The organism is Geosporobacter ferrireducens (assembly GCF_001750685.1).
In the GTDB taxonomy this organism is placed as follows: domain Bacteria; phylum Bacillota; class Clostridia; order Peptostreptococcales; family Thermotaleaceae; genus Geosporobacter; species Geosporobacter ferrireducens.
Genome location: NZ_CP017269.1, coordinates 3940566 through 3966726, shown reverse-complemented (window position 1 = coordinate 3966726; position 26161 = coordinate 3940566). Strand labels below are relative to the sequence as shown.

The window sequence follows — 26161 nt, the reverse complement described above, 5'->3', positions numbered from 1 at the left end:
TATTCCTCCTAGTCATAACTTGTTTAACTTTTAGGCTTATGAATTCAAACACAATGTATTGCTATCGCATCTTCCGATATGTTATGATGGGAGTGGTGTGAGTGTTTGAACTCTTGCGAACCGTTGGGGAAAACGTTGCGCATTCTTAATTTCAAGGGAAAAGCACCCACACCCTATCCTAAAATTCCATACTCCATCATCAATTCTTCTAATCGATCGGTATGCATAGGTTTTGGTGTGACGAACATATCATTTCCATCTATTGCTCTTGCCAGCGTTCTATATTCGTCTGCCTGTTCACACTTTGCATCATACTCGATGACAGTTTTTTTATTGATTTCTGCTCTTTGTACAATGTTGTCTCTGGGTACAAAGTGAATCAACTGACTTTCCAGTTCCTTTGCAAATGCACTTAATAGCTCATATTCATTATCTACCTTTCTGCTGTTGCAAATAATTCCGCCTAATCGCGTGCCTCCGGATTTTGCATATTTCTGAATTCCTTTTGCAATGTTGTTTGCGGCATATAACGCCATTAACTCACCACTGGCTACTATATATATTTCTTGTGCCTTTCCTTCGCGAATCGGCATTGCAAACCCACCACAAACAACATCCCCTAATACATCATAGAATACATAATCTAAATCCCCCTCGTAGGCCCCTAAGCTTTCTAGCATATTGATGGAGGTAATAATTCCTCGTCCTGCACAACCTACACCGGGTTCAGGGCCTCCTGACTCAACACATTTAATACTTAAGTATCCTGGAAGTAAGATATCCTCCAAATCTATGTCTTCACCTTCCTCTCTTAAGGTATCCATAACCGTTTTTTGAGATAAACCTCCTAAGAGCAGTCTTGTAGAATCTGCTTTTGGATCACAGCCAACTACCATGATCTTTTTACCCATCTCTCCCAGTGCTGATGTCAAATTTTGGGTTGTTGTTGATTTCCCAATTCCACCTTTTCCATAAATCGCAATTTGTCTCATAAGTATCAGTCCTTTCTTTTAGTTTTCTATTTATTCATCAGCAGGCATTTAGCTGCTGATAAGATATCATATTGTATATTGTATACTTAGTTGGATTTGATTCTGTTGCTCTCAGTAAATATTTCCCCGCCTTATAATTCCGGACAAACATTTTAATGATTTATTTTAATGTTCGTTATATCATGATTTTAAATAGAATTAATTTTCTTTTTATTCCTATTTTTTTATTTTTACTAATATATCATAGAAAAAATTGCATTACAAATGTTTTTTATTGTATTTTTTTGAATTATTTTAATTTTTAAAAAATTATTTTTGCAGGTAAATGTTCATTTTTCAAAAATGGTAACATTATCACAAAACCAGAAAAAACTCAAAAATTTTTTTTTGTTTTTAGCCCCTTCTAATATAAATTTAAACTGGCCTTCTACTTATTTTAATATTTTATAGTTCTACACCCTTTTTCTCTTTAATCCATCCCGAGAGTAGAGATAAGACCACAAAGAATATAGCACCTAATGTAGCGCTCATAAAGCACCCATCACTGGTCCAAAAGCAAAACCTGCAAGTAATCAATGGGAAGTCCCGGTAAAAAGAACAAGCAAGCAGCTGCATACATAAAAAGTGGCTCGATGTTCATAATAAAAGATATTGAATATCAAATCCCACACATAAGAGGTGACCCCTATGAATTATGATCAAGTGATCAAGGAGACAATAAAGTCAAACAACTCAAAAATTGTAATGTTGGTGATGGATGGTGTTGGCGATCTTCGCAGCCCAAAATTTCACAATAAAACCCCCTTGGAGTATGCACAAACTCCCAATCTCGATAAATTGGCAGCGGTATCGGCCCTTGGCCGCAGCATACCCATTCTGCCTGGAATTACACCAGGAAGTGGTCCCGGACACTTAGGGTTATTTGGCTATGATCCATTGCAGATTGCTATTGGTCGTGGAGTACTAGAATCTATTGGAATTGGTTTTGATCTAAAAAACGGAGATGTTGCTGCCCGATGTAATTTTGCCACAATGAATGAACACGGTAGAATCACTGATCGCCGTGCCGGCAGGATTCCTACTGAGATTACGGAGATTCTTTGTCAAAAATTAAAATCAATCAAAGAAATTGATGGAGTGGAAATTATTATTGAACCAGGTAAGGGACATCGATTTGTAACGGTATTTAGAAGTAAAGAGAAGGAAATCGGAGCTCTAATTAATGATACCGATCCATTAGAAGAAGGTAAAGCGCCCTTAGCTGCTAAGGGCCAGAATTCTCAATCTGAATTTTTGGCTAAGGTAATTAATAAATTTGTTCATCTGGGCTATGATTTATTAAAGAATGAACACTCGGCCAATGCCTTTTTACTTCGGGGGATTGCATCAAAACCTAAAATTCCTACCATGCGGGATAAGTACTTATTAGAGTCTGCTGCAATTGCAGCATATCCTATGTACCGGGGAATCGCTTCACTATTAGGTATGACGCTTCTCCCTGCTGGGGACTCTATTGAAGGACTTTTTCAATCCTATATTGAAAATCGTCATAAGTATGATTTTTTCTTTATCCACGTCAAGGGTACTGACCAAGCTGGGGAAGATGGTGACTTTGATTCAAAGGTAAGCTGTATCGAAAAAGTTGATAAATCACTCCCCATACTTTTAGAGCATATTCCTGATGTTCTCACTATCACGGGAGATCATTCCTCCCCTTGCGCTATGCGCTCCCACAGCTGGCATCCTGTACCTACACTCATTCACGGTCCCTTCACAGGTGCAGATGATGTACAATTCTTCCATGAAAATGCATGCAACCAAGGAAGCTTAGGCTTCTTTGAAAGCAAGTACTTAATGGGAATTTTGTTGTCCAATGCCAAACGATTGGACAAATTTGGTGCATAAAAATAAGCCAGGTATTTGCCTGGCTTATGTATTTTAAAAATTAATAATGAATTTTCCCTTTTCATAAATCAATTCATCATCTGCATAAATTTGCCCATGATCCCGCATATCGCAAATCATATCCCAGTGAATGCTCGATTCATTGCTTCCACCGGTTTCCTCCATTCCAGATCCAACTGCAAGATGAATGGTTCCACCGATTTTTTCGTCAAATAATATATTCTTAGTAAATCTTTGAATGCCGTAGTTTGTTCCGATGGCGATTTCTCCTACATACCGGGCACCTTCATCCGTATCCAGAACCGACAGTAAGAAGTCTTCCCCTTTTTCTGCAGACGCCTTTATAACCTTCCCATTTTCAAAAGTTAGCCGTACATCTTCAACCTCCCTGCTGGAATAGATCGCAGGATAAGTAAATCGGATTGTTCCATTAACACTGTCCCGGACCGGTGTAGTAAATACTTCTCCATCCGGGAAATTTTCTTTTCCGTCGCAGTTAATCCACTTTCGCCCCTCTACGCAAAAGGTAATATCTGTATCTACAGAAACAATCCTAACAACTTTCTTTGTATTTAAATAGTTACAGATTTTTTCCTGTTGTTCAGAGATAATCTTCCATTTTTTCGTAGGATTGTCCTCATTCAACAATCCTGCTCCATAAACAAAATCTTCATATTCTTCTAAAGACATACCTGCTTCCTGGGCATCTGAGTGAGTAGGAAATTGTGTACCACACCATTTTACCTCCCCTTTGGCAGCTCTTTTTAAAAATTTCATTTTCAAGTCTTTACGAACCGCCCGGTGACAAGCAATATTCAGGGGATCAACACCTGTTAGTTCCCTGGTATTATGGTCTCCCCATATGGTAAGAAGCGCATCGTAATTAGTAAGTATAGCAGTATCAATAGGGGATATGTATTCCAGCTGTTCCCTATTTCCTGTTTTCAGAAGCATCTCCTTAAAACCTGGCAGCGTCACATGTAGCTCAGGATTCGCTCCTACATGAAGGGCCTCCCGATAGATTTCTTTTACCAGCGGTAATGCTAAATCTGAAGCTTCTATTAAAAATTTTTCTCCTTTTTTTAACTGGAATGAATAATTCACTAATAAATCTGCAAGTTTTTTTATTCTTAAATCAGCCACTTTCCTCTCCCCCTTCACGATCTCTGATTTAGTATATTATCCGAAAATATTTAAAATCCTTTATTTATATATATATCAATATTTTTTTATGATTGTTATTACTTTCTTATTATTTTTAAAACACAAAAACTTGACGGCTTATCGTCAAGTTTATAAATGGTGCCCAGAGGCGGAATCGAACCACCGACACGGGGATTTTCAGTCCCCTGCTCTACCGACTGAGCTATCTGGGCAAAAAAATGGAGCGGAAGACGAGATTCGAACTCGCGACCCTCGCCTTGGCAAGGCGATGCTCTACCCCTGAGCCACTTCCGCAAAGTTGGTGCGGGTGGAGGGACTTGAACCCCCACGCACGTGGCGCTAGATCCTAAGTCTAGTGCGTCTGCCAATTCCGCCACACCCGCATGTTAAGTTGTAAATGGTGGTCGCAATAGGGATCGAACCTATGACCCCCTGCTTGTAAGGCAGGTGCTCTCCCAGCTGAGCTATGCGACCTTGATATTGGTGACCCATCCGGGAATCGAACCCGGGTTACCGCCGTGAAAGGGCGGTGTCTTGACCGCTTGACCAATGGGCCTTAATGGTTGCGGAGACAGGACTTGAACCTGTGACCTTCGGGTTATGAGCCCGACGAGCTGCCAACTGCTCCACTCCGCGATATCAATGGCTCCAGAGGGGGGACTCGAACCCTCAACCTACCGGTTAACAGCCGGGTGCTCCACCATTGAGCTACTCTGGAATGCCTAAACCAGCAACGACCTACTCTCCCAAGGCGCTTCCGCCTAAGTACCATCAGCGCTGAAGGGCTTAACTGCTGTGTTCGGTATGGGAACAGGTGTGACCCCTTCGCTGTAGTCACTGGATTTTATGAAGTTAGAAGGCATATACCTTCAAAACTGAACCATGAAGTTAGAGAAAAAATACATTTGGTCAAGTCCTCGACCTATTAGTATCGGTCAGCTGAAGACATTACTGCCCTTACACCTCCGACCTATCAACCAGATAGTCTATCTGGGGTCTTACTCCTTGCGGATGGGAAATCTAATCTTGAGGGGGGCTTCGCGCTTAGATGCCTTCAGCGCTTATCCCGTCCGTACATAGCTACTCAGCCGTGCTCCTGGCGGAACAACTGATACACCAGAGGTACGTCCATCCCGGTCCTCTCGTACTAAGGACAGCTCCTCTCAAATTTCCTGCGCCCACAGCGGATAGGGACCGAACTGTCTCACGACGTTCTGAACCCAGCTCGCGTGCCTCTTTAATGGGCGAACAGCCCAACCCTTGGGACCTACTACAGCCCCAGGATGAGACGAGCCGACATCGAGGTGCCAAACCTCCCCGTCGATGTGGACTCTTGGGGGAGATAAGCCTGTTATCCCCGGGGTAGCTTTTATCCGTTGAGCGATGGCCCTTCCACTCGGAACCACCGGATCACTAAGCCCGACTTTCGTCCTTGCTCGACCTGTACGTCTCGCAATCAAGCTCCCTTCTGCCTTTACACTCTACGCGCGATTTCCAACCGCGCTGAGGGAACCTTTGGGCGCCTCCGTTACTTTTTGGGAGGCGACCGCCCCAGTCAAACTGCCCACCTGACAGTGTCCCAAAGCCGGATTCACGGCTTATGGTTAGAACTCCAGTATTACAAGAGTGGTATCCCAAGGTTGACTCCACCTAGACTGGCGTCCAAGCTTCCAAGTCTCCCACCTATCCTGTACATGCAATACCAAAATCCAGTGTCAGGCTACAGTAAAGCTCCACGGGGTCTTTCCGTCCTGCTGCGGGTAACCAGCATCTTCACTGGTACTACAATTTCACCGAGTCTATTGTTGAGACAGTGCCCAAATCGTTACGCCTTTCGTGCGGGTCGGAACTTACCCGACAAGGAATTTCGCTACCTTAGGACCGTTATAGTTACGGCCGCCGTTTACTGGGGCTTAAGTTCAGTGCTTCACCTCGCGGTTAACACGTCCCCTTAACCTTCCAGCACCGGGCAGGCGTCAGCCCCTATACATCGTCTTTCGACTTAGCAGAGACCTGTGTTTTTGTTAAACAGTCGCTTGGGCCTATTCTCTGCGGCCACCTCGGGCTTTAACACCCTACCGTGGCACCCCTTCTCCCGAAGTTACGGGGTCATTTTGCCGAGTTCCTTAACAATAGTTCTCTCGCTCGTCTTAGGATTCTCTCCTCACCTACCTGTGTCGGTTTGCGGTACGGGCACCTAGATCTAACTAGAGGCTTTTCTTGACAGTGTGGAATCAGTCAGTTCGCTACTTAAATTTCACTCCCCATCACCTTTTAGGATTGTTAGAACGGATTTGCCTATCCTAACTCCCTACGGGCTTAGACGCACACGACCAACGGTGCGCATGACCTATCCTCCTGTGTCACCCCATTGCTCAAACAATCTTCGGTGGTACAGGAATTTCAACCTGTTGTCCATCGCCTACGACTTTCGTCCTCGGCTTAGGTCCCGACTAACCCTGAGCGGACGAACCTTCCTCAGGAAACCTTAGGTTTTCGACGGGTGGGATTCTCACCCACCTCTCGCTACTCATGCCAACATTCTCTCTTGTATGCAGTCCACCACTCCTTACGGTGTGACTTCTACCCGCATACAATGCTCCCCTACCCCTGATGTAGAACCAGTACTACCCTCTAGGTTTTAGCTTTTTGGATCTTGGCGTAAGTTTTCTCGCTCTTTTAGGTAAGCTCGAAATCTTTCGCGAAGATGTCCTTCATCCCGTTAGGGATTTTCCTAAAGAATACTATTGGTTCTACATCAAGCCGTAGCTTCGGTGACAGGTTTGAGCCCCGGACATCTTTGGCGCAGGATCACTCGACTAGTGAGCTATTACGCACTCTTTAAATGAGTGGCTGCTTCTAAGCCAACATCCTAGTTGTCTGTGCAATCCCACATCCTTTTCCACTTAACCTGTACTTTGGGACCTTAGCTGACGGTCTGGGCTGTTTCCCTTTTGACCACGAAACTTATCTCACGTAGTCTGACTCCCAAATATAAGAATACGGCATTCGGAGTTTGATAAGCTTTGGTAACCGGTGAGGGCCCCTAGGCTATTCAGTGCTCTACCTCCGCATCTCTTCATTTGAGGCTAGCCCTAAAGCTATTTCGGGGAGAACCAGCTATCTCCGGGTTCGATTGGAATTTCTCCGCTATCCACAAGTCATCCCAGCCTTTTTCAACAGACATGGGTTCGGACCTCCACGAAATTTTACTTCCGCTTCATCCTGCTCATGGATAGGTCACCCGGTTTCGGGTCTACGGCATGCAACTGTATCGCCCTCTTAAGACTCGCTTTCGCTGCGGCTCCGCTGCATAACAGCTTAACCTTGCTGCATACCGTAACTCGTTGGCCCGTTCTACAAAAAGTACGCGATCGTCCGTATAAAGGACTTTCACTGCTTGTAAACATAGGGTTTCAGGTTCTCTTTCACTCCCCTCCCGGGGTTCTTTTCACCTTTCCCTCACGGTACTATACGCTATCGGTCACCAGGTAGTATTTAGCCTTGGGGGGTGGTCCCCCCTGCTTCCCACAAGGTTTCACGTGTCTCGTGGTACTCTGGAGTATACTCAAGACTTTAGTCGTTTCATCTACAGGACTCTTACCTCCTATGGTGGGCCTTTCCAGACCGCTTCGACTACAACTGCCATCTCTTAATGAGTATATCCGCAACCCCAAGAAGAAATCTTCTTGGTTTGGGCTAATCCCCTTTCGCTCGCCGCTACTTAGGGAATCGAGTTTTCTTTCTCTTCCTCAGGGTACTTAGATGTTTCAGTTCCCCTGGTATGCCTCCTCACTACCTATGGATTGAGTAGTGGGTAACTGGGTATTACCCCAGCTGGGTTCCCCCATTCGGAAATCCCCGGATCAATGCCTGCTTGCGGCTTCCCGAGGCTTATCGCAGCTTACCGCGTCCTTCTTCGGCTCCTGGTGCCAAGGCATTCGCCCTATGCTCTTTATAACTTGACCAGAAATTGTATTTTGATTCTCTCTTCATTGTTCAGTTTTCAAGGTACATGTTGGTGGAGATGAGGAGGATCGAACTCCTGACCCCCTGCGTGCAAGGCAGGTGCTCTCCCAGCTGAGCTACATCCCCAACTTTTTGAAAGACTATTAGTCTCTCAAAACTAGACAGTGTAAGAAAAAGCCTTAGCTCCTTAGAAAGGAGGTGATCCAGCCGCACCTTCCGATACGGCTACCTTGTTACGACTTCACCCCAGTCACTCATTTCACCTTCGGCAGCTGCTTCCTTTCGGTTAGCCCACTGACTTCGGGTGCCCTGAGCTCCCATGGTGTGACGGGCGGTGTGTACAAGACCCGGGAACGCATTCACCGCGGCATTCTGATCCACGATTACTAGCAACTCCAGCTTCATGTGGGCGAGTTGCAGCCCACAATCCGAACTGAGACTGGCTTTTAGGATTTGCTCCGGATTACTCCTTCGCTTCCCGTTGTACCAGCCATTGTAGCACGTGTGTAGCCCAGAACATAAGGGGCATGATGATTTGACGTCATCCCCACCTTCCTCCGAGTTATCCCCGGCAGTCTCTCTAGAGTGCCCAGCTTCACCTGCTGGCAACTAAAGACAAGGGTTGCGCTCGTTGCGGGACTTAACCCAACATCTCACGACACGAGCTGACGACAACCATGCACCACCTGTCTCTCCGTCCCCGAAGGGATTTCACCCGTTACGGCTAATGCGGAGGATGTCAAGTCCTGGTAAGGTTCTTCGCGTTGCTTCGAATTAAACCACATGCTCCGCTGCTTGTGCGGGTCCCCGTCAATTCCTTTGAGTTTCACTCTTGCGAGCGTACTCCCCAGGCGGAGTGCTTAATGCGTTAGCTGCGGCACCGAGGGCTGTCGCCCCCGACACCTAGCACTCATCGTTTACGGCGTGGACTACCAGGGTATCTAATCCTGTTCGCTCCCCACGCTTTCGTGCCTCAGCGTCAGTTACAGTCCAGTAAGTCGCCTTCGCCACTGGTGTTCCTCCTAATATCTACGCATTTCACCGCTACACTAGGAATTCCACTTACCTCTCCTGCACTCAAGCCAATAAGTTTCCAAGGCTTACTACGGTTAAGCCGTAGCCTTTCACCCCAGACTTTATCGGCCGCCTACGCACCCTTTACGCCCAGTGATTCCGGATAACGCTTGCCCCCTACGTATTACCGCGGCTGCTGGCACGTAGTTAGCCGGGGCTTCCTCCTAAGGTACCGTCATTCTTCTTCCCTTAGGACAGAGCTTTACGACCCGAAGGCCTTCATCGCTCACGCGGCGTTGCTGCATCAGGGTTTCCCCCATTGTGCAATATTCCCCACTGCTGCCTCCCGTAGGAGTCTGGACCGTGTCTCAGTTCCAGTGTGGCCGATCACCCTCTCAGGTCGGCTACTGATCGTCGCCTTGGTGAGCCTTTACCTCACCAACTAGCTAATCAGACGCGGGCCCATCCTATACCGATAAATCTTTGACCGACTCTCCATGCGAAGCATCGGTGTTATGGGGTATTAGCACACCTTTCGGTGTGTTATCCCCCTGTATAGGGCAGGTTGCCCACGCGTTACTCACCCGTCCGCCGCTAGATTGCTTCGTAGCAAGCTACTCCACAATCCCGCTCGACTTGCATGTGTTAGGCACGCCGCCAGCGTTCATCCTGAGCCAGGATCAAACTCTCAAATAAAAATGCTCGCTTCGTTCAAATTATATTGAACGGGTTTGCGCTTACGCGCTATATTTGCTGGCTTTAATTCTTACACTGTTTAGTTTTCAAAGACCAATTTGGTATCACTTTATACAATTATACATTCTCAACATTCAGTGACATAGACTAGTGTATCATGTTTCACTAAGCTTGTCAAGATCATTTTTTATTTTTCAGCAAGGCCTTCTGCCCCCTGTTAAAGTGACAATAGATAATATATCACATTTTTAACAAATCGTCAATAGCTTTAGCAGATGTAAATTTTTCCAACAAGTCCTGTTTTTATTGCATAATTCATTCATTTTAGACAAAATAAAAATAGCATGAATTTCATCGTGCTATTTTTATTTAATGGTGCCCAGAGGCGGAATCGAACCACCGACACGGGGATTTTCAGTCCCCTGCTCTACCGACTGAGCTATCTGGGCAAGTTATATGGTCGGGGTGGCAGGATTTGAACCCGCGGCCCTCTGGTCCCAAACCAGATGCGCTACCAAACTGCGCTACACCCCGATTCATTATTGCTATACTACACTAAACTGCAGTATTATGGCGGAGAGGGTGGGATTCGAACCCACGGCTCCTTTCGGAGTCACTGGTTTTCAAGACCAGCTCCTTAAACCGCTCGGACACCTCTCCCTATAGAAGTTGGAAGTTAGAGGCCGGAGGTCAGAATTAAGGTAACTTCTTTGAAGCAAACCTAAAAATCTTTTCTCACTTCTCACCTCTGATTCCTCACTTCTCATTTTGGTGACCCATCCGCGGCTCGAACGCGGGACACCTTGATTAAAAGTCAAGTGCTCTACCTGCTGAGCTAATGGGTCATAATATATGGCGTGCCCACAGGGATTCGAACCCCGGACACACGGCTTAGAAGGCCGTTGCTCTATCCTGCTGAGCTATGGGCACATTTTTTTTGGAGCGGAAGACGAGATTCGAACTCGCGACCCTCGCCTTGGCAAGGCGATGCTCTACCCCTGAGCCACTTCCGCAAAATTGGTGCGGGTGGAGGGACTTGAACCCCCACGCACGTGGCGCTAGATCCTAAGTCTAGTGCGTCTGCCAATTCCGCCACACCCGCATGTATATATCAAAATTGGTGGAGGAAGGTGGATTCGAACCACCGAAAGCTCAGCTAACGGATTTACAGTCCGCCCCCTTTGGCCACTCGGGAATTCCTCCGAAAAATGGAGCTAGTGAAGGGAATCGAACCCCCAACCTGCTGATTACAAGTCAGCTGCTCTACCGTTGAGCCACACTAGCATGATATTAAATATAAAATGGCGACCCGGAAGGGGCTCGAACCCTCGACCTCCAGCGTGACAGGCTGGCATTCTAACCAACTGAACTACCGGGCCATTTTAATGGTGGTCGCAATAGGGATCGAACCTATGACCCCCTGCTTGTAAGGCAGGTGCTCTCCCAGCTGAGCTATGCGACCTTAATATTGGTGACCCATCCGGGAATCGAACCCGGGTTACCGCCGTGAAAGGGCGGTGTCTTGACCGCTTGACCAATGGGCCTTAATGGCTCCAGAGGGGGGACTCGAACCCTCAACCTACCGGTTAACAGCCGGGTGCTCCACCATTGAGCTACTCTGGAATGCCTAAACCAGCAACGACCTACTCTCCCAAGGCGCTTCCGCCTAAGTACCATCAGCGCTGAAGGGCTTAACTGCTGTGTTCGGTATGGGAACAGGTGTGACCCCTTCGCTGTAGTCACTGGATTTTATGAAGTTAGAAGGCATATACCTTCAAAACTGAACCATGAAGTTAGAGAAAAAATACATTTGGTCAAGTCCTCGACCTATTAGTATCGGTCAGCTGAAGACATTACTGCCCTTACACCTCCGACCTATCAACCAGATAGTCTATCTGGGGTCTTACTCCTTGCGGATGGGAAATCTAATCTTGAGGGGGGCTTCGCGCTTAGATGCCTTCAGCGCTTATCCCGTCCGTACATAGCTACTCAGCCGTGCTCCTGGCGGAACAACTGATACACCAGAGGTACGTCCATCCCGGTCCTCTCGTACTAAGGACAGCTCCTCTCAAATTTCCTGCGCCCACAGCGGATAGGGACCGAACTGTCTCACGACGTTCTGAACCCAGCTCGCGTGCCTCTTTAATGGGCGAACAGCCCAACCCTTGGGACCTACTACAGCCCCAGGATGAGACGAGCCGACATCGAGGTGCCAAACCTCCCCGTCGATGTGGACTCTTGGGGGAGATAAGCCTGTTATCCCCGGGGTAGCTTTTATCCGTTGAGCGATGGCCCTTCCACTCGGAACCACCGGATCACTAAGCCCGACTTTCGTCCTTGCTCGACCTGTACGTCTCGCAATCAAGCTCCCTTCTGCCTTTACACTCTACGCGCGATTTCCAACCGCGCTGAGGGAACCTTTGGGCGCCTCCGTTACTTTTTGGGAGGCGACCGCCCCAGTCAAACTGCCCACCTGACAGTGTCCCAAAGCCGGATTCACGGCTTATGGTTAGAACTCCAGTATTACAAGAGTGGTATCCCAAGGTTGACTCCACCTAGACTGGCGTCCAAGCTTCCAAGTCTCCCACCTATCCTGTACATGCAATACCAAAATCCAGTGTCAGGCTACAGTAAAGCTCCACGGGGTCTTTCCGTCCTGCTGCGGGTAACCAGCATCTTCACTGGTACTACAATTTCACCGAGTCTATTGTTGAGACAGTGCCCAAATCGTTACGCCTTTCGTGCGGGTCGGAACTTACCCGACAAGGAATTTCGCTACCTTAGGACCGTTATAGTTACGGCCGCCGTTTACTGGGGCTTAAGTTCAGTGCTTCACCTCGCGGTTAACACGTCCCCTTAACCTTCCAGCACCGGGCAGGCGTCAGCCCCTATACATCGTCTTTCGACTTAGCAGAGACCTGTGTTTTTGTTAAACAGTCGCTTGGGCCTATTCTCTGCGGCCACCTCGGGCTTTAACACCCTACCGTGGCACCCCTTCTCCCGAAGTTACGGGGTCATTTTGCCGAGTTCCTTAACAATAGTTCTCTCGCTCGTCTTAGGATTCTCTCCTCACCTACCTGTGTCGGTTTGCGGTACGGGCACCTGGATCTAACTAGAGGCTTTTCTTGACAGTGTGGAATCAGTCAGTTCGCTACTTAAATTTCACTCCCCATCACCTTTTAGGATTGTTAGAACGGATTTGCCTATCCTAACTCCCTACGGGCTTAGACGCACACGACCAACGGTGCGCATGACCTATCCTCCTGTGTCACCCCATTGCTCAAACAATCTTCGGTGGTACAGGAATTTCAACCTGTTGTCCATCGCCTACGACTTTCGTCCTCGGCTTAGGTCCCGACTAACCCTGAGCGGACGAACCTTCCTCAGGAAACCTTAGGTTTTCGACGGGTGGGATTCTCACCCACCTCTCGCTACTCATGCCAACATTCTCTCTTGTATGCAGTCCACCACTCCTTACGGTGTGACTTCTACCCGCATACAATGCTCCCCTACCCCTGATGTAGAACCAGTACTACCCTCTAGGTTTTAGCTTTTTGGATCTTGGCGTAAGTTTTCTCGCTCTTTTAGGTAAGCTCGAAATCTTTCGCGAAGATGTCCTTCATCCCGTTAGGGATTTTCCTAAAGAATACTATTGGTTCTACATCAAGCCGTAGCTTCGGTGACAGGTTTGAGCCCCGGACATCTTTGGCGCAGGATCACTCGACTAGTGAGCTATTACGCACTCTTTAAATGAGTGGCTGCTTCTAAGCCAACATCCTAGTTGTCTGTGCAATCCCACATCCTTTTCCACTTAACCTGTACTTTGGGACCTTAGCTGACGGTCTGGGCTGTTTCCCTTTTGACCACGAAACTTATCTCACGTAGTCTGACTCCCAAATATAAGAATACGGCATTCGGAGTTTGATAAGCTTTGGTAACCGGTGAGGGCCCCTAGGCTATTCAGTGCTCTACCTCCGCATCTCTTCATTTGAGGCTAGCCCTAAAGCTATTTCGGGGAGAACCAGCTATCTCCGGGTTCGATTGGAATTTCTCCGCTATCCACAAGTCATCCCAGCCTTTTTCAACAGACATGGGTTCGGACCTCCACGAAATTTTACTTCCGCTTCATCCTGCTCATGGATAGGTCACCCGGTTTCGGGTCTACGGCATGCAACTGTATCGCCCTCTTAAGACTCGCTTTCGCTGCGGCTCCGCTGCATAACAGCTTAACCTTGCTGCATACCGTAACTCGTTGGCCCGTTCTACAAAAAGTACGCGATCGTCCGTATAAAGGACTTTCACTGCTTGTAAACATAGGGTTTCAGGTTCTCTTTCACTCCCCTCCCGGGGTTCTTTTCACCTTTCCCTCACGGTACTATACGCTATCGGTCACCAGGTAGTATTTAGCCTTGGGGGGTGGTCCCCCCTGCTTCCCACAAGGTTTCACGTGTCTCGTGGTACTCTGGAGTATACTCAAGACTTTAGTCGTTTCATCTACAGGACTCTTACCTCCTATGGTGGGCCTTTCCAGACCGCTTCGACTACAACCGCCATCTCTTAATGAGTATATCCGCAACCCCAAGAAGAAATCTTCTTGGTTTGGGCTAATCCCCTTTCGCTCGCCGCTACTTAGGGAATCGAGTTTTCTTTCTCTTCCTCAGGGTACTTAGATGTTTCAGTTCCCCTGGTATGCCTCCTCACTACCTATGGATTGAGTAGTGGGTAACTGGGTATTACCCCAGCTGGGTTCCCCCATTCGGAAATCCCCGGATCAATGCCTGCTTGCGGCTTCCCGAGGCTTATCGCAGCTTACCGCGTCCTTCTTCGGCTCCTGGTGCCAAGGCATTCGCCCTATGCTCTTTATAACTTGACCAGAAATTGTATTTTGATTCTCTCTTCATTGTTCAGTTTTCAAGGTACATTTACTAGACGCAAGATGCGAGAATAAAAGCCCGTCTCTGCGGGCCGTTCTCTTTTTTTCCCTAAGCTTGAGGTTTTTTCTCACCTCTCGCTTCTGGCCTCTTGCTTCTATTTTGGTGGGCTTAGGAGGACTCGAACCTCCGACCTCACGCTTATCAGGCGTGCGCTCTAACCACCTGAGCTATAAGCCCATATTGAAAGACATTAGTCTCTCAAAACTAGACAGTGTAAGAAAAAGCCTTAGCTCCTTAGAAAGGAGGTGATCCAGCCGCACCTTCCGATACGGCTACCTTGTTACGACTTCACCCCAGTCACTCATTTCACCTTCGGCAGCTGCTCCCTTGCGGTTAGCCCACTGACTTCGGGTGCCCTGAGCTCCCATGGTGTGACGGGCGGTGTGTACAAGACCCGGGAACGCATTCACCGCGGCATTCTGATCCACGATTACTAGCAACTCCAGCTTCATGTGGGCGAGTTGCAGCCCACAATCCGAACTGAGACTGGCTTTTAGGATTTGCTCCGGATTACTCCTTCGCTTCCCGTTGTACCAGCCATTGTAGCACGTGTGTAGCCCAGAACATAAGGGGCATGATGATTTGACGTCATCCCCACCTTCCTCCGAGTTATCCCCGGCAGTCTCTCTAGAGTGCCCAGCTTCACCTGCTGGCAACTAAAGACAAGGGTTGCGCTCGTTGCGGGACTTAACCCAACATCTCACGACACGAGCTGACGACAACCATGCACCACCTGTCTCTCCGTCCCCGAAGGGATTTCACCCGTTACGGCTAATGCGGAGGATGTCAAGTCCTGGTAAGGTTCTTCGCGTTGCTTCGAATTAAACCACATGCTCCGCTGCTTGTGCGGGTCCCCGTCAATTCCTTTGAGTTTCACTCTTGCGAGCGTACTCCCCAGGCGGAGTGCTTAATGCGTTAGCTGCGGCACCGAGGGCTGTCGCCCCCGACACCTAGCACTCATCGTTTACGGCGTGGACTACCAGGGTATCTAATCCTGTTCGCTCCCCACGCTTTCGTGCCTCAGCGTCAGTTACAGTCCAGTAAGTCGCCTTCGCCACTGGTGTTCCTCCTAATATCTACGCATTTCACCGCTACACTAGGAATTCCACTTACCTCTCCTGCACTCAAGCCAATAAGTTTCCAAGGCTTACTACGGTTAAGCCGTAGCCTTTCACCCCAGACTTTATCGGCCGCCTACGCACCCTTTACGCCCAGTGATTCCGGATAACGCTTGCCCCCTACGTATTACCGCGGCTGCTGGCACGTAGTTAGCCGGGGCTTCCTCCTAAGGTACCGTCATTCTTCTTCCCTTAGGACAGAGCTTTACGACCCGAAGGCCTTCATCGCTCACGCGGCGTTGCTGCATCAGGGTTTCCCCCATTGTGCAATATTCCCCACTGCTGCCTCCCGTAGGAGTCTGGACCGTGTCTCAGTTCCAGTGTGGCCGATCACCCTCTCAGGTCGGCTACTGATCGTCGCCTTGGTGAGCCTTTACCTCACCAACTAGCTAATCAGACGCGGGCCCATCCTATACCGATAAATCTTTGACCGGCGCTCCATGCGAAGCATCGGTGTTATGGGGTATTAGCACACCTTTCGGTGTGTTATCCCCCTGTATAGGGCAGGTTGCCCACGCGTTACTCACCCGTCCGCCGCTAGATTGCTTCGTAGCAAGCTACTCCACAATCCCGCTCGACTTGCATGTGTTAGGCACGCCGCCAGCGTTCATCCTGAGCCAGGATCAAACTCTCAAATAAAAATGCTCGCTTCGTTCAAATTATATTGAACGGGTTTGCGCTTACGCGCTATATTTGCTGGCTTTAATTCTTACACTGTTTAGTTTTCAAAGACCAATTTGCTTTGGCGTCTTAGTGACACCGACTTAAATATATTACCACATTTCTCATCTTATGTCAACACCGTTTTTCTTGGTAGTTTTTAGTACCTTTCTTTCGGCGACGACAAAGAATATCTTATCATCTTCTTGCACTTCCGTCAACCACCAGTTTTTGTTAATCTTCGGCAGTGACGACAAGATATATCTTACCATCTTAAAACCCCGTCGTCAACCACCAGTTTTTTCTAAGTCTTCGCGATGACGACAAAAATCATCTTACCATGTAGAATCAATTATGTCAATTGGTATATTATGTAACCCCTTATGGATCACCCCTACATCTGTTCTCTTTACATAATGTAATTATACACCCTTGTTGTAAACAAAAAGTAGACGTGTCCTTCAGGTCATGTCTACTTTTTCTATATTGTTATTTATGAGATGCTACAGGATTCTCTATTCACTCCATCACACTCGACTTCTTCCGTGCTGGATAATATCCTATATATTTTATAAACGACCGCGAGACTTTCATAAAATCTTAAATTATCGTCTTGTGAGTTGAGTAATTGTTTAATTTTCGTTAGTCGATAACGTATTGTGTTTTCGTGCTGGAAAAGTTCCTGCGCCGTTTTCTTAATATCTCCATCATTTTGAGCAAAAGAAATCATCGTATTAAATAATTCACCTTTTTTTCCATGGTCATATTCTTTTATGGGAAGAACAAACTGTTCATAAAATCCCTTTAATGCAGAAAGGTTATTAATCTCGAGCAATAGTCGATAGGTTCCGATTTTTTCATAGCTCTCTACTGTGGAGTTGATAATACGACAAACCCTACAAGCTATCAATGCTTCTTGCATACAGGTTTTAATATATCTCAATCCTTTATAAGCCTCACTTATTCCTATATGGTAATCCGTCATATATTTTGTCACAGTTTGAATAATTTTTTCTCTTATATAATGTATATGCTTTGTATTAAATTCATTTTCAGATGTATGAAAAACAATGATATTGTTGTAGTAATTAACTGCAAACAAGGAATTTTCACTATTGATATTGCTTACTAGCTGATTTGTTTTGTTTGCCAACTGATTTGAGCATTGAATATAATAGACCAGAATATTAGGAGCGAAATTATGATTTAGGGTATAGGCAAGCTTTTCTATTTTTTCTTCAGAATGATGTCCATTTAGAATCTGATCTATCAGTGAAACCGCGGTATAATTACTCTGTTGCGAAAGAATAGCCTTCATAACATCACTGATAACATCTGCATAGGCGGTAGTTCTTTGCAACATAATTAATGGATAATTTACCTCATTTGCATAATCCACTACCTCCTGTGGAAGCAGTTCAAAGTATCTACGCACCACAATTAATCCACTGGAATTGAACTGATAATAAAGCTTTACCGTATCCAACAACAAATCAGGGGTATCTTTAATCGCAAACATGCTAGATATAAAAAAATCACCATTTGAAAATAGTTGATTGTCTTTTCCAGCTGTCTCTATATCAATAGGAAACTCCGGGCACTCAGCAACACTTATACGATAGATTTTTCTATCCAGCCCTCCACTTCCTGCTACTACCTGTGCATTTTGAAATGACGGCAGCTTTAAAGCATCAGCTACTGTAATGTACATTCCTCTCCCCCCAGCCCTAAGACTATAAATCCTATTAGATCGTGCACTGCGGCCTTATCCTTTACAAATGGGTTTCCATTCTACGTCGAAACCAAAGCTCTCGGGGCCAAATACTTCTAAACCTTTTGGCGTGGTCCATTCCTCTGGCGCAGGCAATGCAAATACAGCTACTTTCATTCCTTTTATAAAATACGGATTAATAATAGGTTCATTTCTTTTTACATCCATGATACAAATCAAATCTGGTACTGTCGTGTGAATCTTGCCATTTTTCCAAGCGATGATATTTTCGTTCTTATACCAGATTTTATATTCTTCTCCTTCAAAATCCTCAATTCCTTCTATTATTACATCTCCAACGGTAAAGCCATCCACTGTTCCCCACTCATTAGACCTGATTCTTCCTTTAAACAGCGCTACTCCCTTTCCAGCTTCAATCACTGCCTCTACTACATTCAATTCACTCTCTTTTGCCTCACGGTATGCTTTTCCCAGCTGCCATGCATAGGATATAGCGCCTCTGATAACAGCATTTTTTAATTCTTTTGATTTTTGCACATGATCTACTACTGCTATATTATTTTTACTTACAATTGCCAAAGAACGTACCAGAGCTTCAGCGCGATAATCATCAACCACTTTTGTGATCACAGCAGCTTCTCCAAATTGATTTACCACTGCCATTGGATATATAGGAATATCATTTAGAAAGTAGGTGGAATGCTGTAATTCCGGTACGGATCGTCCAGCAGGATCGCCATCAACAATATACTTGCCGGCCATTGCTCCGCTGTAGAAAGCAATCGCTGTATTTCCTCCGCCTAGTTCTGTAGAAATAACTGCCTTTACATTTTGCCCTAGATATTTCTCCATTTCTCTCAATGCAAGCACCTGCGGTTCTTCTGGGTGAATAGGGAGCCTTTCGTATTTTTTTCTTTCTTCTTCTGTTTCAGGGGAGATTGCACCACAAGCGTAAGGCGTTGCAATTAAATCATCCTCCTGCAATTCATCAAAATCTACCAGTACAAATTCTTTACCTAGTTTCAATGCCTGATCAATCTTATCAATTCCTTTTTCCAGGCTGCCTCCGCCTCCAGTTCCTAAGATTGTACATCCATATAAAATATCAACTAAGTCCTGTCTATTTAATTTTTTCATTCATTAACCCTCCTAAATATAAAATCATTTCTAAAGTATATATGCTTCGACAGCAGTATAGATGTGTGACTGAGAATCCTAATTTTATTCGGGACGACACGAGGCCGTCCCCTACAATATATGACTTTTTCAGGAGAAGACCTTTTGTCTGCCAGCTATATTTCCGGCACTAACGACAGGTTGTCTCCTACCCATTGAAAGCAAGAAAATGAATGACCTTAGATTAAACTTCTGCATCACATACCTACAGTCCCATAATTGTTGTTTTTTATGCTATTTGTACCTTTTGAGGACAATAAAAAGCATGCAGCATAATGCTGTCCTTGGACGCCTTGCATCCCAGGTTCCTCTGTCCTACATATTTCCATGACCCTTGGACAACGGGTATGGAATCGGCATCCTGCCGGAGGATTGATGGCACTAGGTACATTTCCATCAATTGTTGTTAAGGATTCCAGCCCTTCACTGTCGATACCGGGAATCGAATTGAACAGGGCTTGTGTATAAGGATGCTGTGGATTTTGAAACAGTTCTTCCGATTCACCACACTCAACAACTTTTCCTAAATACATCACAATGATTTTGTCAGACATATAATGTACAACGCTCAAATCGTGGGAAATCAAAATATTGGTTAATTTCAATTTTTCTCTCAATTCATCTAAAAGCTTTAATATCTGAGCCTGTGATAAAATATCTATCGAAGAAGTAGGTTCATCCAACACAACCAATTTGGGATTTACAGCCAAAGATCTTGCTATGGCGATCCTTTGTCTTTGCCCTCCGCTAAATTCATGAGGATACTTAAATGCAGCATCCTTCGGCAGCCCGACCATTTCCAACAACTCTTCCACCCTTGTTAAAATCTTACTGCCGCCTAGCTTTTCATGGACGTGGAGCGGCTCTGAGATAATATCCTTAACTAGCCAACGAGGATTTAAAGACCAATATGGATCTTGAAAAACGATTTGGATATTTTTTCGGATTTTTCGCAGATCATTTTTATGAAGTGCAAACATATCTACACCATCAAAAAAAACTTTTCCCGAAGTCGGCCTATGCAGATTTAATATGGTATTAACCAATGTTGATTTTCCACATCCGGATTCACCAACAATCCCTAAAACTTGTCCCTTATGGATCTCAAAATCGACTTCATCAACCGCCTTAACGCAGGCTTCACGATCACTGCCAAATACTTTTTTCACCGGAAAATATTTTTTTAGCCCTTTAACCTCTAATATTACTTCTTGTTCTATAGCTGTATTCTCCCTTTCAAACCTTTCTTTTGTAGCAGACTCAATAAGAAGCTTTGTGTAGTCATGTTTTGGCTGTCTCAGTATTTCTTTAACCTCTCCTTGCTCGACAATCCTTCCATCATACAGAATTCCTATCTCATCGCAAAAAGCGGATACAAGGCTTAGGTTGTTGGCAATAAATAATACCGTAACATGAAACTTATCCTGAAGTTCTTTTAAAGTCTTTAAAATACTGGCTTGAATCGTAACATCAAGATTTCTCGTCGGCTCATCAGCTATAATAAATTCTGCGCCACACGCCAGCGCCATTGCAATGATAATCCGCTGTCTTTGTCCTCCACTTAATTGATGTGGATATTTTCTCATAATGTCTTCGGCATCCGGAAGTTTTACCGTATCAATCATTTCAATTGCCTTTTTATAGGCTTCTTTTTCACGGATTTTCTCCTTCTTTTTTATAACCTGTATAATTTGATAGCCTACTGTAAAAACAGGATTCAATGTAGACATGGGGTCTTGAAAAATCATAGAAATCTTTCTGCCCCTTATTCCTTGCTGCATCACACGTTCCGACTTTTTCAGCAGGTCTTCACCCTCAAACAAAATTTCTCCCCCTTCTATTTCTCCTGGAGGACACTGAAGTAATTTCATTATGGCCAATGCGAATACAGTCTTTCCCGCTCCACTTTCGCCTACGATTCCGTAAGTTTTTCCTTTTTGAATTTTAATGCTATCGATATCTAAAACCCTACGGCTCCCTTCAAAGGTTTTATGATTCACCTTCAGATTATTCACTTCAAAGTATGTATGCAAAGAAACTCCCCCTTAGTTCTTTCTGGTTTTAGGATCTAAAATTTCTCTAAATCCATCACCTAGCAGATTAAAGGACAAAACCGTAATAAAAATGGCTATCCCAGGAAAAACGCTATACCACCATGCATTTAAAAAATAATTGCGACTGGTACTGATCATCAAGCCCCACTCAGGGGTTGGTGATTGAGCTCCTAATCCAAGAAAACTCAGAGATGCAATAGTTAAAATTACACCGCCCATATCCATTGATGCCTGCACAATCACCGGAGATATAGTGTTGGGAATGATATGGCTAAAAATGATCTTGGCTGGGGAGGTTCCGATTGCCTCTGCTGCATGAATAAATTTCCTTTCCTTCAGTGATATCGCCTGCCCTCTTACCAGTCTTGTATACCACGGCCACCAGGATAGGGCGATCGCCAGCATTGCATTCTGAAGACTAGGTCCCATCACAGATACAATGGCAATAGCCAACAGTAATGGGGGGAAGCTTAAAAAAATATCTGTAATCCTCATAATCAATTCGTCAATCCATCCTCCAATCGTACCGGCAATGGCCCCCAGTGGAACCCCTATTAATAGTGCCAATCCAACGGATAGGATAGCCGTATTCAAAGAAATTCTGGTCCCATATAATACTCGGCTGAAAATATCTCTTCCCAATTCATCCGTTCCAAAGTAAAACTGTGCAGATGGTTCAAGCAGCTTTTTCGATGGTATTGCCTCATCACGTATATGACTGGGATAAGGTACGGTATAAGGTGCTATCAATGCCGTAATAAATAACCCGATAACAATAAACAGCGCCATCTGTGTTAGTTTGTTCCTTTGCAGCAAGTAAAGAGAGAATCTTATTTCTTTTATTCTTGGTTTTAATGTCTCAGTGGATATTATTCTCATAAAGTATTATCACCCCTCCTACAGTCTTACTCTAGGATCTAGCGCAATCATAATATCTGCAGCTAAGTTTAGCAGAATATAGCAAATTGCAGAGAAAATCGTTACTCCCATAATAGCAGGATAATCCAGTGTGACAACAGAAGTCGCCACATAGTTGCCCAGCCCCGGCCAACTAAAAATTGCCTCTACCAAAAATGTATTGACTAATGTATATCCTAATGACAATGTAAGCACAATAGCTGTTGGTCCAAGGGTATTTTTCAACGCAAAAATCCACAATATTCTACTTTCCGCTAACCCATAAGAACGTTCAGCTGTGATGTAATCTTCATTAAGAATCTCCAGAAGTGCAGACCGGGTCATTCTTGCTACCAGTCCGATTGGATATAGCGCCACCGTAATACCCGGCAATACAATATGTTTGAATGCATCGATAAAAATATCCCATTGTCCTGTTATCGCACTATCAAACAACAGCATTCCTGTAATTTTGGGCAAGTCATAAAGAATGGTTGTTTGTGTGCTAACTCTTCCCCCAAGTGGGAGTATCCCTAAATAATTGTAAAAAACCAGTTGGAAAAAAAGGGCTACCCAGAACGTAGGCAGAGACACCGCCCCTATAGAAAATAATCTACTGATATGGTCCAGCCATTTATCCTTCATTTTTGCAGAATAAATCCCTAGAGGGATCCCTATTAATACGGCCAACCCGAATGACAACAGCACCAGTTCTAGTGTAGCTGGAATAAAGCCAGCCAGTTCTTTTGTAATCGGCTGATGCGTTCTTAGAGAATAACCGAGATCTCCTTTGATTAACTGCGCTACATATCTTGCAAATTGAATAACTAAAGGTTTGTCTAAGCCTAATTCAACTCTAGCATTTTCAATCTGCTGTTGCGTAGCTCTAGATCCAACCCACTTTGCCGCCGGATCGGAAGGGATGATCCTGGCTATTAAAAAAGTAATCGTTACAACGCCAAATAAAACAATGAATCCAAGCAGTATTCTTTTTCTTATATATGCTCCCATCGCCGCCTCCTCCATTACTTAAGACCACAGATAATAGGCACATTTATGATGTATAAAGAACATAAGACCGATAAGTCAGTCTTATGTTCTTCCAGGGGATTATTCCTCATAATAAGTATCATAGAAGAATACAACGCCTTCATAGGAAGGGTTTGATTCAAATCCCTTAAAGTTCTTATTGGTTACCCAAATGGTTTTATCATCGTACATGAAAATCTGATAAGCCTGCTCAATCACTTCTTTTTGTACTTGTTTAAATAATTCCTCTGATTTTTCTCTGTCAACAGCTGACAATTGGTCGCCTTGCTCAATCATTTCGTCCAGCTTTGGATTATTGATATAAGATAAATTGAATAAAATATTTTCTTCAGAATGAACCAAACTCCATAACCAGCTGATTGGGCTTGGAAAATCCGGCCACCAATACATCACCAGTATATCTTGACGATCATTAGGGCTTTTGCTCTTAGATTTTTCCCATACACTATCCCAATTCATTTCTCTGATTTCTAAATCTATTCCTAACTTTTTCAGATTTACCTGATAGAGCTGCGCCGCATTACGATGGGCTTCAGCACCTGCTGTAAGTGTCATCTCTAATTTTAGTCCCTCTGCCTTTACACCTGATTTTTCCAGCAGTTCTTTTGCCTTATCTAAGTCAAAGTGATATTGAGGCAGAGATGCATCATGTCCCCATAGGCCTTCTGGGATAAGCCCATAGGACTGACTAGCTTGATTCTCCTTAACATTCGTTACGATCTCTTCATAGGGAAATGCATAGCTCAAGGCTTTCCTAAAATCCGCATTGTCTAGCGGCTTTTTCCGTGTATTTAAAAATCCCATTACATTTTTCCATGAAGCTGCCTCTGTTACTACCAAATTTGAATGATTTTTCAGTGCATTTATATCTGTAGTGGATAACGAAGTCGTAATTTGAGCATCACCTTTTTCTACTAATTGTCTTCTTGAAGTGCTTTCACTAATTTTTTTAATAATTACGCGATCATACTGGTTTTCCTTCCATCCTCTCCAGTATTCATCGAATTTTGCCAGTACAACTTCTTCTCCCTTTGTAGCCTTTTGAAGTGTATAAGGCCCTGTTCCGGCTTCATTCCCTTCATTAAACCATGTGCTGTCCTTTTCCGCTACATTTGGTGACATAATAAACGAAGCATATGCCGCACTAGCGATTAAATCTATTGGAGCAGCATAATCTAACTCAAATTCTACAGTATATTCATCAGTTGCTTTAATTTCCTTCACAGAATCCCAAATGTAGGCGGCCCCCATTTTCATTGCAATAGTTCGGTCTAGCGATTTTTTAACAGCTTCTGCATTTAAGATGGCTCCATCATGAAATTTAATGCCTTGTCTTAGCTTGAAATTCCAATGGGTTCCATCTTCACTTGATTCCCAACTCTCTGCTAGCAACGGTTCTACCTTTTGGGTTTTATGGTTATATTTCGTTAAAGTTTCATAAATATTATGTAATGTGACAATCCCATTAGAGTATTCTACGCTAGGGTCTAAATCGATAAATGGCTCTGTTGAGTAAGCATAATATGCTATTTTAGGTTTATCATTTTCTTCTTTAACACCACTCATGCCGGCATTTTTAGGACCACATCCGTTTATCAGCATTAGTATCAACACAAGCATCAAGAGAATTTTAAAGCTTTTATAAATTTTCATAATACTCCTCCTTAACTTTTTAATTATCCACAGCTCAATTCATCCGCCAATTTCTTTAATTCGGCTTGTATAATTCCCCCTTTGTCAAAAATTTGCACATCATCTAGCCACACGGATGCATTCAAGCAAATTCCATCTGTATGAGATTTAGCATCGATACCCGGAGGGGCATCAAGGGCACTAACATATCCGATTCCCCATTCAATACAGCCCCATACCCGCTCATCTTCTAATATGTTTCCCGTTAGCTTAGCCCCTGGATTTAATCCATAGCTGCAGTGCGCCAAGCACATCATATTTGGATCATCAAATGCCTTTAGCCAGCTTTGGAATTCTCCTGCCTGTGTTCCTCCCTTAATTTCAACAATTCTCCCTTTTTCTATTTGCATCTTGACAGGCTCCCTTAGAAGTCCACAGGGAGGAGACAGGGCTCCATCAAATACAAGTGTCCCATTTATCGTCTCAAATTTTGGAAATATACTGATCTGTCCCCCAAGCATATGAATTCCAGGCAGAGAAGCATTCCCATCATCACAGATCACGCTGTAGCTTGGCTCCATTTCAAAAGCTAAATCCGTACCTGCCGGTGTGGTTACTTTCATTCGTTGTACTTGTCTGTTCATGTCTGCCAGCCTGTTTAATAGTTTTGATAGTAGTACTTGATTTACTTTTCCGATCGTACGCACCATCATATTCCTATTCATCCCAACAAGACAGAGATATCTCAAAGCTTTATTTTTCTCAACAGCTATTTCAAAGGGAGTAGAATATAAGAGCCACTGATTATTAAATTCAACCCATGCATCTGCACGACATAAAACTGCTGATAAAGCCTCAACAGGAATCGAAGGATCTGCTGCCTTTCCAACTCCTCCAGGAGCCGGTATCTTTATCACCAATGGTTTTGCACCTACCGCATAGGCTGCTCCTGCTACTGCATCAACAACTTTGTCATCTGACTCCGTATCTGCTGTAATCACAAAAGTCTCGCTCTTTTTAAGATGCAGCATGTCTTCCACTATTCTCCTTGCCGCTAAAGTCAGTTCATATTCATACATAAACAGTCCCCCCTTTGTAAATAGTTATAATTATTTAAATTTTTATATGATTATAACATATTCTTTTAAAGTTGTTTTTGTAATATCTA

Annotated in this window: 10 protein-coding genes, 22 tRNA genes and 6 rRNA genes; 1 reads left to right on the top strand and 37 read right to left on the bottom strand. The window is 44.6% G+C overall.

The window, feature by feature from the left end; translation table 11 throughout:
* Nucleotides 1-173: 173 nt before the first annotated feature.
* On the bottom strand, nucleotides 174-992 hold the full coding sequence (gene nifH, locus Gferi_RS18720) for a nitrogenase iron protein (protein ID WP_069979150.1): 819 nt from the start codon (nucleotides 990-992) through the stop codon (nucleotides 174-176).
* A gap of 687 nt (nucleotides 993-1679) precedes the next feature.
* On the opposite strand from nifH, the gene Gferi_RS18715 reads away from it, so the two are divergent.
* Nucleotides 1680-2897, top strand: a complete 1218-nt coding sequence (locus Gferi_RS18715) for a 2,3-bisphosphoglycerate-independent phosphoglycerate mutase (RefSeq protein ID WP_069979148.1) — start codon at nucleotides 1680-1682, stop codon at nucleotides 2895-2897.
* 33 nt (nucleotides 2898-2930) lie between these two features.
* Here Gferi_RS18715 and Gferi_RS18710 read toward each other — a convergent pair whose 3' ends face one another.
* The 36 genes from Gferi_RS18710 to Gferi_RS18535 form a co-directional block, all read right to left on the bottom strand.
* Entirely contained in the window at nucleotides 2931-4040 is a 1110-nt protein-coding gene (locus Gferi_RS18710) for an aminopeptidase (RefSeq protein ID WP_069979142.1), read from the bottom strand.
* A 157-nt stretch (nucleotides 4041-4197) separates the two neighbouring features.
* Nucleotides 4198-4273, bottom strand: a tRNA-Phe gene (locus Gferi_RS18705).
* Between the two features lie 7 nt (nucleotides 4274-4280).
* Nucleotides 4281-4355, bottom strand: a tRNA-Gly gene (locus Gferi_RS18700).
* Between the two features lie 5 nt (nucleotides 4356-4360).
* Nucleotides 4361-4444, bottom strand: a tRNA-Leu gene (locus tag Gferi_RS18695).
* Nucleotides 4445-4459: 15 nt separating this feature from the next.
* Nucleotides 4460-4535: transfer RNA gene (locus Gferi_RS18690), tRNA-Val, on the bottom strand.
* Nucleotides 4536-4542: 7 nt separating this feature from the next.
* Nucleotides 4543-4617, bottom strand: a tRNA-Glu gene (locus tag Gferi_RS18685).
* A 4-nt stretch (nucleotides 4618-4621) separates the two neighbouring features.
* Nucleotides 4622-4697 (bottom strand) — tRNA-Met (locus tag Gferi_RS18680).
* 7 nt (nucleotides 4698-4704) lie between these two features.
* A tRNA-Asn gene (locus Gferi_RS18675) sits at nucleotides 4705-4779 on the bottom strand.
* A 7-nt stretch (nucleotides 4780-4786) separates the two neighbouring features.
* A 5S ribosomal RNA gene (rrf, locus tag Gferi_RS18670) occupies nucleotides 4787-4903 on the bottom strand.
* Nucleotides 4904-4966: 63 nt separating this feature from the next.
* Nucleotides 4967-8029 (bottom strand): 23S ribosomal RNA (locus Gferi_RS18665).
* A gap of 51 nt (nucleotides 8030-8080) precedes the next feature.
* A tRNA-Ala gene (locus Gferi_RS18660) sits at nucleotides 8081-8156 on the bottom strand.
* 65 nt (nucleotides 8157-8221) lie between these two features.
* Nucleotides 8222-9740, bottom strand: a 16S ribosomal RNA gene (locus tag Gferi_RS18655).
* A 373-nt stretch (nucleotides 9741-10113) separates the two neighbouring features.
* Nucleotides 10114-10189 (bottom strand) — tRNA-Phe (locus Gferi_RS18650).
* Between the two features lie 8 nt (nucleotides 10190-10197).
* Nucleotides 10198-10274 (bottom strand) — tRNA-Pro (locus Gferi_RS18645).
* A 37-nt stretch (nucleotides 10275-10311) separates the two neighbouring features.
* Nucleotides 10312-10400 (bottom strand) — tRNA-Ser (locus Gferi_RS18640).
* 109 nt (nucleotides 10401-10509) lie between these two features.
* Nucleotides 10510-10585 (bottom strand) — tRNA-Lys (locus Gferi_RS18635).
* 8 nt (nucleotides 10586-10593) lie between these two features.
* A tRNA-Arg gene (locus tag Gferi_RS18630) sits at nucleotides 10594-10670 on the bottom strand.
* An 8-nt stretch (nucleotides 10671-10678) separates the two neighbouring features.
* Nucleotides 10679-10753, bottom strand: a tRNA-Gly gene (locus tag Gferi_RS18625).
* 5 nt (nucleotides 10754-10758) lie between these two features.
* A tRNA-Leu gene (locus tag Gferi_RS18620) sits at nucleotides 10759-10842 on the bottom strand.
* Nucleotides 10843-10858: 16 nt separating this feature from the next.
* A tRNA-Tyr gene (locus Gferi_RS18615) sits at nucleotides 10859-10943 on the bottom strand.
* Nucleotides 10944-10949: 6 nt separating this feature from the next.
* Nucleotides 10950-11024: transfer RNA gene (locus tag Gferi_RS18610), tRNA-Thr, on the bottom strand.
* A gap of 18 nt (nucleotides 11025-11042) precedes the next feature.
* Nucleotides 11043-11119 (bottom strand) — tRNA-Asp (locus tag Gferi_RS18605).
* A gap of 7 nt (nucleotides 11120-11126) precedes the next feature.
* Nucleotides 11127-11202: transfer RNA gene (locus tag Gferi_RS18600), tRNA-Val, on the bottom strand.
* A gap of 7 nt (nucleotides 11203-11209) precedes the next feature.
* Nucleotides 11210-11284: transfer RNA gene (locus tag Gferi_RS18595), tRNA-Glu, on the bottom strand.
* 4 nt (nucleotides 11285-11288) lie between these two features.
* Nucleotides 11289-11363, bottom strand: a tRNA-Asn gene (locus Gferi_RS18590).
* 7 nt (nucleotides 11364-11370) lie between these two features.
* A 5S ribosomal RNA gene (gene rrf, locus Gferi_RS18585) occupies nucleotides 11371-11487 on the bottom strand.
* Nucleotides 11488-11550: 63 nt separating this feature from the next.
* Nucleotides 11551-14613 (bottom strand): 23S ribosomal RNA (locus tag Gferi_RS18580).
* A gap of 161 nt (nucleotides 14614-14774) precedes the next feature.
* A tRNA-Ile gene (locus tag Gferi_RS18575) sits at nucleotides 14775-14851 on the bottom strand.
* Nucleotides 14852-14912: 61 nt separating this feature from the next.
* Nucleotides 14913-16431, bottom strand: a 16S ribosomal RNA gene (locus Gferi_RS18570).
* The 16S, 23S and 5S rRNA genes sit together here with 22 tRNA genes alongside, the layout of an rRNA operon.
* A gap of 514 nt (nucleotides 16432-16945) precedes the next feature.
* Nucleotides 16946-18163, bottom strand: a complete 1218-nt coding sequence (locus Gferi_RS18565) for a PucR family transcriptional regulator (RefSeq protein WP_069979140.1) — start codon at nucleotides 18161-18163, stop codon at nucleotides 16946-16948.
* A 54-nt stretch (nucleotides 18164-18217) separates the two neighbouring features.
* Complete coding sequence (locus Gferi_RS18560) at nucleotides 18218-19321, bottom strand: DUF917 domain-containing protein (protein ID WP_069979138.1); 1104 nt, start codon at nucleotides 19319-19321, stop codon at nucleotides 18218-18220.
* A gap of 236 nt (nucleotides 19322-19557) precedes the next feature.
* Complete coding sequence (locus Gferi_RS18555; RefSeq protein ID WP_069979136.1) at nucleotides 19558-21393, bottom strand: dipeptide ABC transporter ATP-binding protein; 1836 nt, start codon at nucleotides 21391-21393, stop codon at nucleotides 19558-19560.
* Between the two features lie 12 nt (nucleotides 21394-21405).
* Nucleotides 21406-22293, bottom strand: coding sequence for a nickel transporter permease (gene nikC / locus Gferi_RS18550; RefSeq protein WP_069979134.1), 888 nt, complete (start codon nucleotides 22291-22293; stop codon nucleotides 21406-21408).
* Between the two features lie 18 nt (nucleotides 22294-22311).
* On the bottom strand, nucleotides 22312-23322 hold the full coding sequence (locus Gferi_RS18545) for an ABC transporter permease (RefSeq protein WP_069979132.1): 1011 nt from the start codon (nucleotides 23320-23322) through the stop codon (nucleotides 22312-22314).
* A 99-nt stretch (nucleotides 23323-23421) separates the two neighbouring features.
* Complete coding sequence (locus tag Gferi_RS18540) at nucleotides 23422-25014, bottom strand: ABC transporter substrate-binding protein (RefSeq protein WP_069979130.1); 1593 nt, start codon at nucleotides 25012-25014, stop codon at nucleotides 23422-23424.
* Nucleotides 25015-25037: 23 nt separating this feature from the next.
* Nucleotides 25038-26072 carry a M29 family metallopeptidase gene (locus Gferi_RS18535; RefSeq protein ID WP_069979128.1) on the bottom strand — a complete coding sequence of 345 codons (1035 nt, stop codon included), beginning with the start codon at nucleotides 26070-26072 and terminating at the stop codon, nucleotides 25038-25040.
* Nucleotides 26073-26161: the final 89 nt, after the last annotated feature.